Raw genomic sequence first — 16,417 nt, 5'->3', positions numbered from 1 at the left:
GAGGGGTCAGGACGCCGGGTGCTGGCGCACGCGGCGGCGCAGCTCGGCGAGCGGCAGGTCCGGGTGGCGGGTCAGCTGCTCCAGCACGAACGGCCACCGGCGCATCATGGCGGCCATCGAGTGCGGGTCGATCCGCTCCGGGGAGTGGAGCCACAGGCCGCGCAGCCCGGCGCCGGACTCGTGCATCATCAGGTAGAGGTCGGCGTTGTGCGGGCGCATCCCGGTGATCAGCTCCGGGATCACCTCGGCGTCGCCGATGTTCAGGTTCAGCGGCGCCGCGCTCACGCCGTGCAGGTCCAGCGGCTCGCCGGCGACGTTGAGCAGGTTGAACAGCAGCCGCAGCGGGTTGCGGTCCTCCCCGGCGTCGCGGCGCAGCCACCGCAGCGGGACCTCCTGGTGCAAGTGGGCGTCCAGGACGCCCGCGCGCACGGCGGCGAGCAGCTCGCGGACGGTGGCGCCGTCGGCGGGGCGGGGGCGGACCACCACCGGGTTGATGAAGAAGCCGATCAGCTGCTCGGTCTGCGGGTGCTCCCGCCCGGCCAGCGGGAAGCCCACCGCGAGGTCGGCGCCGCCGTCCGCGTAGCTCTGCAGCAGCAGGTGGAAGGCGGACAGCAGCAGCATGAACAGGGTCACGCCCTCGCGGTGCGCGGCCTCCTTCAGTGCGGCGGTGACCTCCGGTGCCAGGACGAAGCCGCTGGTGAAGCCCTCGACGGCGCCGGTCTTCTGGTGCTCGGGCGCCTCGAACCGGGGCAGTGCCGGGAGGTCCGCCAGCAGCCGCTCCCAGTGGGCGATGTGCGGGGCGAGCTCGCCGTCGGCCAGCCGGCGCCGCTGCCAGGCCGCCCAGTCCTGGTACTGGACCGCCGGTTCGGGCAGCCGGGGCTCGCGGCCCAGCACCCGGGCGGCGTACAGCTCGCGCAGCTCGCGGCCGAGCAGCGCGTAGGACCACAGGTCGACCACGATGTGGTGCAGCACCAGCACCAGCACCCAGGCGTCCGGGCCGGTGGCGACCAGGGTGCCCCGCACCAGCGGGCCCTCGGCGAGCCGGAACGGGCGGTCCACCTCGGCCTCGACCAGCCGGCGCAGCGCCTGCTGCCGGGTGGCCGCGGGCTCGCCGCGCAGGTCCACGGTGGCCAGCGGCCAGCGGCCGGCCGGGTCGGCCAGCTGGCGCCAGGAGCCGGGGCCGTCCTCGACGATCCGGGTCCGCAGGGCCTCGTGGCGGCGCACGACCGCGTCCAGGCTCTCCCGCAGCGCCTCGGGGTCGAGCGGGCCGGTCAGCACCGTCGCGGTGATGACGTTGTGGTGGGCGGCCTCCGGGTCGACCGGCTGGTGCATGATGTCCAGCTGGGAGAAGGAGAGCGGCACGCCCGCGCTGCGGTCGGCCCGCGGCACGGCGCCGCCGGGACGCGCGGGGCGGGCACGGCGAGCGGGGCGGGCCGGGTGGCGGACGGGCGGGGGACCGCCGGCGCCGGGCAGGGCGGCGCAGACGGCGACGGCCCGCAGGGCGGCGAACCACGTCTCGGCCAGCTCGCGCACCGCGGCCTCGTCCAGTTGCCCGCGCGCCCACGTCCAGCCGGCCGCCAGTCGCGGGCCGTCGGGGCCGTCGTAGGTGACGGCGTCGAGCTCCACCGGGTGGGTGCGCGGTCCGGCCGGGGCGTCGGCGTCGCCGAGGGCGAGCGCCGCGTCGGCCGCGACCGGCGCCCAGGGGGTGTCCGGGCCGGCGTCGGCGAAGCGTCCCAGGTAGTTGAACGCCACCTGCGGGGCGGGCAGTTCGGCCAGCGCCGGGGCGGTCCGCGGGTTGAGCCGGCGCAGCAGGCCGTGGCCCAGGCCGTCCCCGGGCAGGGCGGCCAGCTGCTCCCTGATCCGGACCACGGCGGCGGCCAGCTCCGGTCCGGCGGCCTTGACCTGCGGCCAGTCCAGCGGGCCGGCCGCCAGACGCACCGGCTGGACGGCGGTGAACCAGCCCACGGTGCGGGACAGGTCGATCCCCTCGGCGAGTTCCTCCTGGCGGCCGTGGTTCTCCACGGCGACCAGCACCCCGCCGGCCGGCGCCCGGTGCGGGGCGCGGCGGCGGCGCCACTCCTCCAGGGCGATGCCGAAGGCGGCGAGCAGCACGTCCTGCACGCCGGTGTGGAAGGCGGCGGGGGCGGTGGCGAGCAGCGGGGCGGTGGCCCCGGGCGGCAGGGTGAGGAGCAGCCGGCCGGTTCCCCCGACCGGGTCGGGCTCGGGGCCGTGCGGGAGCAGCGGTGGTGTGCCGTTCAACAGTTGCTGCCAGGCGGGGAGTTCGGCGAGCCGGCGGGGGTCGGTGGCCTCCTCGGTCAGCAGCTCGGCCCAGTGCCGTACGGAGGTGCCCACCGGGGCGAGCGGCACCGGCCGGTCCGCGAGCACCGCCTCACCGGCGGCCCGCAGGTCGGGCAGCAGGATCCGCCAGGACACCCCGTCCACCACCAGGTGGTGCAGCACCAGCAGCAGCCGTCCGGCCGCGCGCGGCCCGGCGTCCAGCCAGACCGCCTGGAGCACCACCCCGGCCCACGGGTCCAGGCGGCGCCGGGCGGCGGCGGCCTCGGCGGCGGTCAGCGCCCGCAGCCCGTCCGCGTCCAGGCCGGCGGCGTCCACCCGCCGCAGGTGGTCGGCGGCCCGCACCGCGCCGGCCGGAGCGGCGTGCAGCACCCAGCGCCCGTCCGCCCGGACGGCCGGCCGGGAGCGCAGCACGTCGTGGTGGTCGACCAGGGCCTGCAGCACGGCGGCCAGCCGCGGCAGGTCCAGCTCCCCGGCCGGCGGGACGGCGACCGCCGCCTCCTGGGCGAACCGACCGAACTCGCCGTCCGGAAGGTCCAGTTCGCGCAGCCACTCGGTGATCGGGGTGGGCGCGATCTCGCCGGTTCCCGGGGACCCGGCGCCCGCCGCGGACCCGGCGCGCACGGCGACGGCCGCGAGCGCGGCCACCGACTGGTGGGCGAGGACGTCGCGCGCGCCGATCACCAGCCCGGCCGCCCGGGCCTGGGAGACCACCTGGATCGCCTGGATGCTGTCGCCGCCCAGGTCGAAGAAGCCGTCCCCGGTGCCGACCTCCGCCAGCCCCAGCACCTCGGCGTAGATCGCGCACAGCGCCTCCTCGGCCGGGGTGCGCGGGCGCCCGGAGCCCACCGCTGCGGCGAACTCGGGCGCGGGCAGCCGCTCCCGGTCCACCTTGCCGTGGGCGGTGAGCGGCAGCTCGCCCAGCACCACCACCGCGGCCGGGACCAGGTACGGCGGCAGCTGCGCGGCCAGCGCGGCCCGCAGCGCCGCCGGGTCCGGCGCCGCCCCCGGCCGGGGGACCACGTAGCCGGCCAGCGCCCGCCGGCCCGGCCGGTCCTCCCGGACCGCCGCCACCGCCTGCGCCACCTCCGGCAGCGCGGCCAGCGCCGACTCGACCTCGCCCAGCTCGATCCGGAAGCCCCGGACCTTCACCTGGTGGTCGGTGCGGCCGAGGAACTCCAGCTGCCCGTCCGGGCGCCACCGCACCCGGTCCCCGGTGCGGTACATGCGCGCACCGGGCGGGCCGAACGGGTCCGCCGGGAAGCGGCGCGCCGTCAGGGCCGGGCGTCCCAGGTAGCCCCGGGCCAGCCCGGCTCCCGCCACGTACAGCTCGCCCGGCACCCCGGGCGGCACCGGCCGCAGGCCCTCGTCCAGCACGTACACCCGCGCGCCCGGGACCGGCCGGCCGATCGGCGGGGCGCCGCCGCCGGGCGACAGCGGCCCGGTCAGGGTGGCGCACACCGTGGTCTCGGTCGGCCCGTAGGCGTTGACCATCCGCCGTCCGGCCGACCAGCGGTCGACCAGCGCCGCCGGGCAGGCCTCGCCCGCGACCACCAGGGACAGGCCGGCGGGCAGCCCGCCCTCCGGCACGGCGGCCAGCACGCTGGGCGGCAGCGTCACATTGGTCACCCCGAACCGCTCGCAGGTGCGGGCCAGCGGCTCGCCCGGGAGCAGCTCCTCCTTGGGGACGACGACCAGCGCGGCCCCGGTCAGCAGCGCGTCGCAGCGCTCGGCCACCGAGGCGTCGAAGCCCGGCGAGGCGAACTGCAGCACCCGGCTGTCGCCGTCCAGGCCGAAGGCCCCGGCCTGCGCGGCGACCAGGCCGGGGATGCCGCGGTGGGTGACCACCACGCCCTTGGGCGTACCGGTGGACCCCGAGGTGTAGATGACGTACGCCGCGTTCGCCGGGGTCAGCGGCCCGGTGCGGTCGGCGTCCGTCGGCGCGGTGGCGGGGCGGGCGGCGAGCTCGGCCGCGACGCCGGGGTCGTCCAGGCGCAGCACCGGCACGCCGGTCGGCGGCAGCGCGCCGGCCGACTCCGCGTCGGTCAGCAGCAGCACCGGCCGGGCGTCCCGGAGCAGCAGGCCGATCCGCTGCGCCGGGTAGTCCGGGTCGACGGGCAGGTGGACGGCGCCCGCCTTCAGCACGGCCAGCATCGCCACCACCGAGGCGGCGGTGCGGGCCAGCGCCACCGCCACCGGGCGTTCGGGGCCCGCCCCTCGGTCGATCAGCAGCCGGGCCAGCCGGTTCGCCTCCTCCTCCAGCCGCGCGTACGTCAGCTCCCGCGCGGCGTCCAGCACGGCGGGCCGGTCGGGGGTGCGGGCCGCCTGGGCCTCGAACAGCTGCGGCAGGGTGGCGGCCGGCGGTGCCGGGGCCGGGGCGTTCCAGACGGTCAGCAGCCGGTGCCGCTCCTCGGGCGCCAGCAGGTCGACCTCGCCGACGGGGCGGTCCGGCGCGGCGCAGCCGGCCTCCAGCAGCCGGCCCAGCCGCGCGGCCAGCTGCTCCACGGTGGCCGCGTCGAAGACGTCGGCGTTGTACTCGACGACGCCGTCCACCCCGGCCGGCGCGCCGTCACCGGGGGTGCGCCGGCCGGTCAGCGAGAACACCAGGTCCATCCGGGCGCCGCCGGTGTGCGCCGGCACGACCTCCTCGGTCAGGCCCGGCAGGCCGAGCACCGCGTCCGGGACGTTCTGCCAGGCGAGCATCACCTGGAACAGCGGGTGGTGGGCGGTGGAGCGGGCCGGGCGCAGCGCGTCCACCAGGAACTCGAACGGGACCTCCTGGTGGGCGTACGCGTCCAGGGCGCGCTCGCGGACCCGCGCCAGCAGCTGCCGGAAGGTCGGCCGGCCGGCGGTGGAGACCCGCAGCACCAGGGTGTTGACGAAGAAGCCGACCAGCTCCTCGGTGGCGGTGTCGGTGCGCCCGGCGACGGTCGCCCCGACCGGGATGTCGTCCCCGGCGCCCAGCCGGTGCAGCAGCGCGGCCAGCGCGGCCTGGACGACCATGAACTCGCTGGCGTCGTGCCGCCGGGCGAGGCCGGCGACGGCGGCGTGCAGCCCGGCGTCCCACCGCAGGGCGACGGTGCCGCCGCGCCGGGACGCCGCGGCCGGGTGCGGCCGGTCGGTGGGCAGCGCGATCCGTTCCGGCAGGCCGTCCAGCGCCTGGCGCCAGTGGGCGAGTTCGCGGGTCCAGGAGCTGTCCGGGTCGTCCTGGTCGCCGAGCAGCCGCCGCTGCCACAGGGTGTAGTCGGCGTACTGGACCGGCAGCGGTGCCCAGCGCGGCGGGCGGCCCTGCGCGCGGGCGGTGTAGGCGGTGGCCAGGTCGCGCCCGAGCAGGGCGACGGACCAGCCGTCGGCGGCGATGTGGTGCACCACCAGGACCAGGGTGTGCCGCCGCGGGCCGTGCACCAGCAGCTCGGCGCGCACCGGCGGTTCGCCGGCCAGGTCGAAGCGGTGGCGGGCGGCGGCCTCGACGGCGGGCGCGGCGTCGGCCTCGGGCACCTCGGTGACGGTCAGCGCGGTGCGCCCGGCGTCGGGGCGCAGCACGTGCTGGCGCGGGACGCCGGCGGTGTCGGGGAAGACGGTGCGCAGCGCCTCGTGCCGCCGCACGACGTCGGCGAGCGCGGCGCGCAGCGCCTCGGCGTCCAGCGGGCCGTCCAGGCGCACGGCCATCGGGATGTTGTCGGTGGCGGAGGGGCCGTGCAGCCGGTCCAGGAACCAGAGCCGGCGCTGGGCGAAGGAGAGCGGCAGTTCGGCGGGCCGTGGCTCCGGCCCGAGGGCGGGGCGCGGCGGCGCGGCCCCGGCGCCGTCGGGCCCCCGGCCGGCCAGCCGCTCGGCGAGGCCGGCCACCGTCGGGGTCTCGAACAGCGCCCGGACCTGCACCTCGGCGCCCAGCGCCGCCCGGATCCGGGACACCAGCCGGGTGGCGAGCAGGGAGTGGCCGCCCAGGTCGAAGAAGCTGTCGTGGACGCCGACCGCGGGCACCCCGAGCACCTTGGCGAACAGCGCGCAGAGCGCCTCCTCGCGCTCGTCGCGCGGGGCGAGGTAGGCCGAGGCGAGGTCGCGGCGCCCGCCGTCGGGGGCGGGCAGCGCGGCGCGGTCGGTCTTGCCGTTGGGGGTCAGCGGCAGGGCGTCGAGCAGCACGTAGGCGGAGGGCACCATGTAGCCGGGCAGGCGTTCGGCCAGCGCGGCGCGCAGCACCGGGACGAGGCGGCGGGCCAGCCGGCGGCGGGTGCCGCTGACCAGGCGGCCCCAGTCCGGCTCCTGTCGCGGCGGCTCGGCGGGGCGCGGCAGGCCGAGGACGGGCGTGCCGTCGGCGCCGCGGCGGCGGGCCACCAGGGTGAGCGCGCCGTCGGGGCCGTGGCCGGACCAGTCGAGGTCGATCCGGTAGCCGGTGGCGGCGGCGAGGGCCCACAGCTCCTCGGGGTCCACCGCCCCGGGGCGGGCGGCGGGCGGCGGGCCGCTCTCCTCCGGCCGCCCGAGCGCGTCGGCGAGTTCCCGGACCCGGGCGTTGGGCACCGCGCGGACGGCCAGCAGGTCGGGCCGCCCGGTGGTCAGCCGCTCGCGCAGGGCGTCCACGGTCAGGCCCTCGGCCGTCCAGTCCAGCCACGCGGCCCCGGCCGGTGCGGCGGCGGGGCGGCCGGTGGTGAGCAGGACGTCGTAGCGGAAGCGGGTCAGCTCGTCGGCGCCGGAGGCCCGTTTGGGCAGCACCCGGACCTCGCCGATCGCCGGGAAGCGCCGTGGCAGGGCGGTGAACAGGGCGGGGTCGAGGACCAGTTCCTCGTCCTCCTCCGCCCGGCGGCGCGCCCGGGCGAGCAGCTGGGCGGCGGGCAGCCCCGGTTCGGCGTGCGCCTGCTGGACCGAGAGGTGGAACGCCGTCAGCAGCGGCAGGCTGCGGATGTCGCCGAGGAACAGCGAGCCGCCCGGGGCCAGCCGGGCCAGCGCGCCCTCGACGACCCGCAGCAGGTAGCGCTCGTCGGGGAAGTACTGGACCACCGAGTTGAGCACGACGACGTCGAACAGCTGCTCGGGCAGGAGCTCCGGCCGGTCGGCCGGGCAGGCGTGCAGGGCGACCTCGCCGAGGGCGCCGGCGGCGGCGTCGACCACCGTGCGCAGGCCGTCGAGGGCGACCTCGGAGATGTCGGTGCCCCAGTACCGCTTCGTGTGCGGGGCGACCCGCCGGAGGATCAGGCCGGTGCCGCAGCCGATCTCCAGGACCGAGCGCGGGCGCAGCTCCAGGATCCGCTCGGCGGTGCGGTCGGCCCAGGCGCGCATCTCGGCGGCCGGGATCGGCTCCCCGGTGTAGCTGCTGTTCCAGCCGCGCAGGTCCTCGCCGGGGACCGGCGCCGCCCCCGGAGCGCCGGGCCCGTCGTCCGGCCCGTCGTAGGCGCTGTCCCAGATCCGGCGCCACTCGTCGACCTGGTCCGGCCACTCCTGCGCCGGGCCCGCGCCGCCCTCGGCCGCCGGCACCACGTAGGCCACCAGCCGCTGGTCACCGGGGACGTCCTCGCGGACCGTCACCACCGCGTGGCCGACCTCCGGGCGGGCGGCCAGCTCGCTCTCGATCTCGCCCGGCTCGATCCGGAAGCCGCGCAGCTTCACCTGGTGGTCCAGGCGCCCCAGGAACTCGATGCCGCCGTCCCGGCGCCGGCGCACCAGGTCCCCGGTGCGGTAGAGGCGGGCCGCCGGGTCCGGGTCGAACGGGTGCGGGACGAACCGCTCGGCCGTCAGCTCCGGCCGGCCCAGGTAGCCGCGGGCCAGCCCGGCGCCGCCGATCACCAGCTCCCCGGGCACCCCGGCCGGTACCAGCCGGCCCCGCTCGTCGAGCACGTGCAGCTCGGTGTTGGCGATCGGCGCGCCGATCGAGATCGGGCCGTCGCCCACCTCGGCCACCGCCGACCAGATGGTGGTCTCGGTCGGCCCGTACATGTTCCACAGCTCCACGCCGCCCGCCCGCAGCCGCCGCGCCAGCCCGGCGGGCAGCGCCTCGCCGCCGGCCAGCGCCCGCAGGCCCGGCGCGCCGCGCCAGCCCGCGTCCAGCAGCATCCGCCAGGTGGACGGGGTGGCCTGCATGACGCTCGCCCCGCAGGCGGTCAGCAGCCGTGCCAGCCGCTCGCCGTCGGCCGCCGCGGCGCGCTCGGCGACCACCACCCGGGCGCCCGTCACCAGCGGCAGCAGCAGCTCCAGCAGCGAGATGTCGAAGGAGTGCGTGGTGACCGCCAGCAGGGTGTCGTCCGCCCGCAGGCCCGGCCGCTCGCCCATCGCCCGCAGGAAGTTGGCCAGCGCCCGGTGCGGGACCTGCACGCCCTTCGGCCGTCCGGTCGAGCCCGAGGTGTAGATGACGTACGCGAGGTCCGCCGGGTCCACCGGCGCGCCGGGGCCGCCGGCCGGTCCGGGCTCGGCCGGTCCGGCGGCGGGCTCCGCGTCCGGCTCGTCCAGGCAGATCACCTCCGCGCCGGACGCCGGCAGCCGCCCGGCCACCGCCCGCTGGGTGAGCAGCACCGGCAGCCCGGAGTCGGCCAGCATGAAGGCGATCCGCTCCGGCGGGAAGTGCGGGTCCAGCGGGACGAACGCGCCGCCCGCCTTCAGCACCGCCAGCAGCGCCACCACCAGGTCGACCGAGCGCTCGGTGCAGACGCCGACCAGGACGTCCCGGCCGACGCCGCGGCGCCGCAGCCGGCGGGCCAACCGTTCGGCGCGGCCGTCCAGTTCGGCGTAGGTCAGCGCCTCGGCGCCGTAGCGCACCGCCTCCGCGCCGGGGGTGCGGGCGGCCTGCTCGGCGAAGCGGTGGTGGACCAGTCCCGGGTCGGGCCACGGGCGGCGGGTGTCGTTCCCCTGCCCGCGCAGCCGCCGCTGCTCCTCGGCCGAGAGCAGCGGCAGCTCGCCGACCGGGCGGTCCGGCTCGGCGAGCAGCCGCTCCACCAGCAGCCGCAGATGGCCGGCGAGCTGGTCGACGGTGGCCGCGTCGAACAGGTCGGTGTTGTACTCGAAGCGGCCGCTCAGGCCCTCGGGACGGTCGAAGACCTGGAGTTCCAGGTCGAAGCGGGCGGTGCCGCTCTCCACCTCCATCGGCTCCAGCCGCAGCCCCGCCACGTCGAAGGAGGGCATCGCGATGTTCTGGAAGACGAAGGAGACCTGGAACACCGGGGTGCGGGAGAGGTCGCGCCGCGGGTGCAGCTCCTCCACCAGCCGCTCGAACGGCAGCTCCTGGTGGGCGAAGGCGCCCAGGCAGACCGGCCGCACCCGGGCCAGCAGCTCCCGGAAGGACGGCGCGCCGGACAGGTCGGTGCGCAGCGCCAGCATGTTGGCGAAGTAGCCGATCAGCCGCTCGACCTCGGGGCGGCCCCGGTTGGCGACCGGCACGCCGACCACCACGTCCTCCTCCCGGGTGTAGCGGTGCAGCAGCACCTGGAAGGCCGCGAGCAGCGTCATGAACGGGGTGACGCCCTCGGCGCGGCTGAACTCCCGGACGTGCTCCATCAGTTCGGCGGGGAGTGCGAAGGGGCGCGAACCGCCCCGGGTGGTCCGTACGGCGGGCCGGGGCCGGTCGGCGGGCAGCTCCAGGGCGGCCGGGGCCCCGGCGAGCGTCCGCGTCCAGTACGCGAGGTCGGCCGCCGCGCCGTCGCCCTCCAGCCGCTTGCGCTGCCAGACCGCGTAGTCGGCGTACTGGATCGGCAGCTCGGGCAGCACGGCGTCGGTGCCGGTGGCGTAGCCGCCGTAGAGCGCCACCAGCTCGTCCAGGAAGACCGAGGTGGACCAGAGGTCGCCCGCGATGTGGTGGATGGTCAGCAGCAGGACGTGCTCGTCGGCGGCCAGCCGCAGGAAGCGCATCCGCACCAGCGGGCCGGTGGCCAGGTCGAAGGGGCGGGCGAACTCCTCGCGGGCCAGCGCCCGTACGCCCGCCTCGCCGTCCGGGCCGGCCAGGTGCTCGCAGGCGGTGACGGCGAACTCCGGCTCGGTGCCCTCGGTGACCACCTGCACCGGTTCGCCGTCCACCTCGCGGAAGGTGGTGCGCAGCGCCTCGTGGCGCCGGGCGATGGCGGAGACGGCGCGGCGCCACAGCTCCAGGTCGAGCGGGCCGTGGATCCGGGTGGCGCCGCAGACGTTGTAGGCGGTGTCACCGGGCGTCAACTGGTCCAGGAACCACATCCGCTGCTGCGGGAAGGAGGCCGGGAACCGGTGCCGGCGGGGCCGGCCGGCGGCCTGCCTGCGGCGCAGCCGTTCGGCGAGCAGGGCGCGCCTCTCGGCGGCGGACAGGGCGGCGGGGTCGGGGGTGGTCATCGCGGGTCCGTCCTCGGCTGTGTCGCGGGCGCTCATTCCTGGTCACCCCGGTCGGTGGACTCCTCGGCGAGCAGGGCCCGGAGCCGGGCCTCCACCTCGGCGTCGGACAGGCCGTCGAGGTCGTCCGGGCCGACGAGATCGGACAGGGCGCCGAGGTCGTCGGGGCCGTGGAGTTCGGCGGACGCGTCCCGGCTCAGCGCCTCGATGGCCTCCCCGGTGTCGCCGCCGCCGGCCCCGGCCAGCAGCCGGACGGTGTGCGCGACGGTCGGGGAGTGGAAGAAGTCGCGCAGGTCGAGTTCGGTGCCGAAACGGCCCTGGATCCGGGTGTTGAGCCGCACGGCGGCCAGCGAGTGACCGCCCAGCGCGAAGAAGTCGTCGTCGACGCCCACCTCCTCGACGCCCAGCACCTCCCGCCACAGCGCCGCGACGGCCTCCTCCTGCTCGGTGGCCGGCGCCACGAACGGGGTCGCCAGCGCGGGGCGCGGGTGGCTGCCGCCGGCCGGCGCCGGCCGGTCCAGCTCCCGGGCCAGCAGGGCGGGGGTGATCGAGCGGGCCAGCCGGCGCTGCGCACCGAAGTCCTGCGGGGTGACCACCAGATGGGCGGGAAGTTCGGGCTGCGCCAGCACCCGGGCGAAGGCGGCCCGGCCGTCCGCCTCGCCGAAGCCCCGGACGAGCGCCGCCAGGGCGCCGGTGGCGGCGGGCGCCGCGCCCGCACCGGTGCCGCCGCCCGCCGACTCGGCCTCCGCGACGGTCCGCCCGATCTGTTCCAGCAGCGCGTCGACGTCGTTGATCCGCTTGACCGTGAAGTCGCTCACCCGGACCAGCAGCCGGCCGTCGGGGCCGAGGAGTTCGAGGTCGCAGCTGAGCGTCTCGCCGCTCGACCCGGCGGGGTGCCCGATCTCCACCGCCACGTGCACGGTGCCGGTCAGCGGGTGGTGGATCCGCAGGCTCCGGTAGGTGAGCGGCAGGTAGTACGGGTCCTCGGCGTGCAGCCGGAAGACCCCGCCGGCCATGTCGAGCAGCGCCGGGTGCAGCGGGTAGGCGTCCAGGTCGGCGAGGAAGGCGTCGTCCAGCCGGAGGGTGGCGAGCATCCGCCGGCCGCCGGTGCGGATGGTCCTGAGCACCTGCCAGCGCGGGCCGAACCAGAACCGCAGCGGCCCGCCGCCCTCCTCGAAGCGCTCCACCCCGAGCCGGCGGCGGATCTCCTCCTCGGTCTCCAGGACCTCGGTCACCTCGCAGCGGGCCTCCACCTCGGCGAGGTCGCGCACGGTGTCCGGGCCGCGCTCGTGGAACGAGGCCGAGCCGACGGCGTGCTCGCGCCACGGCGCGTCCTCGGCGGGGCGGCTGCGGACCGTGAAGTGCGGCCGGCCGTCGCGTTCCTCGATCGTGGTGTACACCGTGCGGCGCTGCCCGTCCGGGACGATCACCGGCGTCATGAACAGCACGTCGTGCAGCTCGATCTCGCGCTCGCCCGCCTGCCCGGCCAGCGCGGCGCGGACGAGTTCCAGATAGGCGGTGCCCGGCACCAGGCCGTGGCCCATCAGCCGGTGGTCGTCGACGATCCAGCTGTCCGCGGTGGACAGCTCGGTCGCCCAGACGCGGGTGGTGCCCTCGGAGCGGACCGGCCGCAGCAGCGGGTGCCCGCCCCCCTCGGCGGCGCCGGGCCGGGCGGTGAGCCCGGCGGCCATGCCGACGCCCTCCCAGGTGCCCCAGCCGAGCGAGGTGACCGGCCGGCCCCGCCGGCGCCGCTCCTGGGCGAAGGCGTCCAGGAAGGCGTTGGCGGCGGCGTAGTCGCTCTGGCCGGGCCCGCCGAGCACGGCGCTGACCGAGGAGCAGAGCAGGAGGAAGTCCAGCGGATCGTGCGCGGTGAGCCGCTCCAGCAGCAGGGTGCCCAGGGTCTTCGCCGCCAGCACGCCGTCCGCCTCCGCCGGGGTGCGGCGCGCCAGCATCCCGGCCGACGGCGCCCCGGCGGCGTGCACGACGCCGTTCAACGGGCCGAACCGCGCGCGCAGTTCGGCGATCCGGGCGGCCAGTCGCGGCTCGTCGGTGACGTCGGCGCGCAGCACCGCGATCCGGGCGCCGCGCTCGCGCAGCCGGATCAGCCGGCGGATCCGGACGCCGGTCGGGTCGTGCTCGCCGTGCGCGGCGAGCCAGCCGGGCCAGTCCTCCTCGGCGGGGAAGTCGGAGCGGGCGAGCAGGCCGAGGGCGGGGGCCTCGGCTCCCTGCGCCAGCTGCTCGGCGAGGGCCAGGCCGACGCCGCCGAGACCGCCGGTGACCAGGTAGACGCCGCCGTCGCGCGGGCCCACCGGGCCGTCCGTCGGCGCGTCCTCGGCGGGCAGCGGCAGGGCGTCGAAGTCGCGGACCCACCAGTGCCGGCCGCGCAGCGCGAGGTCGCGCTCGCCGGGCCCGCGCAGCAGCAGCGCGTGCACGGCGCGCACCGACTCCCCGGCCGGGGCCTGCGGGTCGGTGCCGGTGACGTCCAGCAGGCGGCAGGTGACGTCCGGCAGCTCCTGCGGAAGCACGGTGCAGGGGCCGGCCAGCAGGGCCTGCTCGGGGCGCAGCGGCTCGTCGCCGGTGACGGCGTGCACGCCCCGGCACAGCACGTCGACGGTGACCGGGACGGCGGGGCGGGTGTCCCCGAGGGCCTGGGCGAGGGCGCTCAGGCTGTCCAGGCCGAGCCGGCGGGCCGCCGCCAGCCGGGCTTCGTCCGGCGCGGGGGCGCCGGACGGCTCCTCGGCCAGGGTGAACGCGTGCACCAGCCGCAGGGCGGCCGTGTCCTGGAGGTCCAGGGCGCCGAGCAGGCCGGCGAGCTGGGCGCGGTCGGCCGGCTCCAGCGCCCAGGAGCGCTCGCCGAGGGCCCGCGGGCCGGGGACGCGCAGCCCGTCGGTGCGCGCGGGGCCGTCGTCGGCGGCGACCCGCACGACGGAGGCGCCCTGCCCGGCGAGCCGGTCGGCGAGGGCGGCGCCGAGGCCGGTGTCCGCGCCGAGCACCACCCACAGCGCCGCGCCGTCGGGGCCCGGCCGGCCGGCGGCCGGTGCCAGGCGCCGCCAGCCGGGCGTGCGGAACCAGTCCTCGACCGGCACCGGGCCGGCCGGGCGCCCGGGCCCGGCGGCGGTGGCGCCCGGGTCGGGGTCGACCCAGAAGCGCTCGCGCTGGAAGGCCTGGCCGGGCAGCCGCAGCACCCGCCCGGCGGCGGGCCCGAGGGCGGCCGGGTCGACGGGCGCCCCGGCGCTCCACAGCGCCCCCACGGCCTGCGCCAGCCGGACCCGGTCGTCCGCCCGCTCGTGCGGGTGGCGCAGCGAGCCGACCACCGTGCGGCCCTCCCGCCAGGCGTGGTGGCGGCGGACGAAGTCGCCGAGGGTGTGCCCGGGGCCGACCTCCAGCAGCACCCAGGACGGGTCGGCCAGCAGCAGGGCGGCCGCGTCGGCGAACCGGACGGGCGCGCGCAGGTGGCGGCCCCAGTACTCCGGGTCGGTCGCCTCCTCGTCGGTGATCCAGCTGCCGGTGACGCCGGAGCAGAACGGGATCCGCGGCGGGCTCAGCCGCACCCCGCGGACCGCCTCCACCAGCGGGCCGACGGCGCCGTCCACGGCGGCGGAGTGGAAGGCGTGCGAGGTGTGCAGCCGGCGGCAGGGGAGGCCCGCCGCCTTGAGCCGCCGCTCCAGGCCGTCCACCGCCCCGGTCGGGCCGGAGACCACGCTCAGCTCGCTGGAGTTGACCGCCGCCACGGCGAGCTCCGGGGCCTCGCCGAGCCAGGGCGCGAGGTCCCGCTCGGCCAGGAAGACGGTGAGCATCGACCCGGCGGGCATCGCCTGGACCAGTCGGCCCCGGGCCGCCACCAGGCGCACCGCGTCCTCCAGGGGGAACACGCCCGCCAGGCAGGCCGCGACGTACTCGCCGACGCTGTGCCCGGCCATGGCGCCGGGCCGCACGCCGAGCGCCTCCCACTGCCGGGCCAGCGCGTACTCGACCAGGAACAGGGCCGGCTGGGCGAACTCGGTGCGGGTCAGCCGCTCCTCGGCGGCCTCGGCGCCGGCCGGGCCGGGGAACAGCAGGGCGCGCAGGTCCTCGCCCAGCTCGGCGGCGAACAGCTCGGCGCCGCGGTCGAGTTCGGCGGTGAACACCGGCTCGCGGCGGTACAGGCCGCGGGCCATGCCGGTGTACTGGGTGCCCTGGCCGGGGAACAGGAAGGCGGTCCGGGCCCGCTCGGCGGCCTCGGCGGTGCCGGCGGCGCTCACGGCGCGCAGCGCGGCGAGCACCTCGGCGCGGTCGCGGCCGACCACCGCGCGGCGCCGGGCGAAGGCGCGCCGGCGGTGCGCCAGGGTGTGCGCGAGGTCGGCCAACTCCGTTGCGGGGTGGGCCTCCAGGTGGTCGGCCAGCCGCCGGGCGCTCTCGGCGACGGCCTCGCCCGTCCGCCCGGACAGCGGCAGCAGGACCGGGGTGTCCCCGTCGGTCGCCGCCGGTGGCAGCGGCTCGGGCGGCGGTCCCTCCTCCAGCACCAGGTGCACATTGGTGCCGCCGATGCCGAAGGAGCTGACCCCCGCCCGGCGCGGCGAGCCGCCCCGGGGCCACGGCCGCAGCCGGTCGTTGACGAAGAACGGGCCCGTCTCCAGGTCGAGTTCGGGGTGGGGCTTGGTGAAGTGCGGCGTCGGCGGGATCGCCTCGCGGCGCAGCGCCAGCACCGTCTTGATCAGCGCCGCGACCCCGGCGGCGGCGTCCAGATGGCCGATGTTGCCCTTCACCGAGCCGATCGCGCAGAAGCCGGTGGCCCCGGTGGTCTCCCGGAAGGCGCGGGTGAGCGCGGCGAGTTCGATCGGGTCGCCGAGCGCGGTGCCGGTGCCGTGGGCCTCCAGGTAGCCGATGGAGCCGGCGTCCACCCCGGCCACCGCCAGCGCCTCGGCGACCACCGCGGCCTGGCCGTCGACGCTCGGCGCGGTGTACCCGGCCTTCAGCGAGCCGTCGTTGTTGACCGCCGAGCCGAGCACCACGGCGTCCACGGTGTCGCCGTCGCGGCGGGCGTCGGCCAGCCGGCGCAGCACCACGACGCCGGCGCCGTTGCCGGGCACCGTCCCGGCCGCCGCCGCGTCGAACGGCCGGCAGTGTCCGTCGGGGGAGAGGATGCCGCCCGGCTCGTAGGCGTAGCCCTGCGCGAGGGGCGAGCCGATCGACACCCCGCCGGCCAGCGCGAGGTCGCACTCGCCGTCGAGCAGGCTCTGGCAGGCCAGGTGGACGGCGGCCAGCGAGGTCGAGCAGGCGGTCTGCACGGTCAGCGCCGGGCCGGTCAGGCCGAGCTTGTAGGCGACCCGGGTGGCCAGGAAGTCCTTGTCGGAGGCGAGCAGCGTCTGGTACGGCCCCGCCGCGTCGTAGACCCGCCGGTTGGCCGTCACGTTGTGCAGCAGGTAGGTGTTCATGCCGGCGCCGGCGAACACCCCGATCCGGCCCGCGAACGCCTCCGGCACGCACCCGGCGGACTCCAGGGCCTCCCAGGCGCACTCCAGGAACACCCGGTGCTGGGGGTCCATGATCTCGGCCTCGCGCGGGCTGTAGCCGAAGAACGCCGCGTCGAAGCGGTCCGCGCCCTCCAGCACGCCCTTGGCCCGCACGTAGCCGTCCCGGCCGGACACCGCGGGATCCACCCCGGACGCCCGCAGCTGCTCCTCGGAGAGGACGGAGACCGACTCCCGGCCCTCCTCCAGGTTCCTCCAGAAGGTGTCGACGTCGGGGGCGCCGGGGAAGCGGCCGGCCATCCCGACGATGGCGATCTGGTCGAGTTCTTCGGACATCTCCGGCATCGGGGTCTCCTGTCGCCCTCTCATGTCGCTACCTCGGGCCCGTCGCTGACGCG

At 77.9% G+C, this 16,417-nt stretch carries 2 protein-coding genes; both read right to left on the bottom strand.

The genetic code is table 11. From position 1 onward, the window contains the following. Nucleotides 1-6: 6 nt before the first annotated feature. On the bottom strand, nucleotides 7-10,572 hold the full coding sequence (locus ABT238_RS20345) for a non-ribosomal peptide synthetase (protein ID WP_350772197.1): 10,566 nt from the start codon (nucleotides 10,570-10,572) through the stop codon (nucleotides 7-9). Nucleotides 10,573-10,604: 32 nt separating this feature from the next. Then, complete coding sequence (locus tag ABT238_RS20340; protein ID WP_350772181.1) at nucleotides 10,605-16,364, bottom strand: type I polyketide synthase; 5,760 nt, start codon at nucleotides 16,362-16,364, stop codon at nucleotides 10,605-10,607. Nucleotides 16,365-16,417: the final 53 nt, after the last annotated feature.

Source organism: Kitasatospora sp. NPDC001527 (assembly GCF_040298605.1).
GTDB lineage: Bacteria > Actinomycetota > Actinomycetes > Streptomycetales > Streptomycetaceae > Kitasatospora.
The sequence above is the reverse complement of the archived record's forward strand: the minus strand, read 5'-3'. Positions and strand labels throughout refer to the sequence as shown.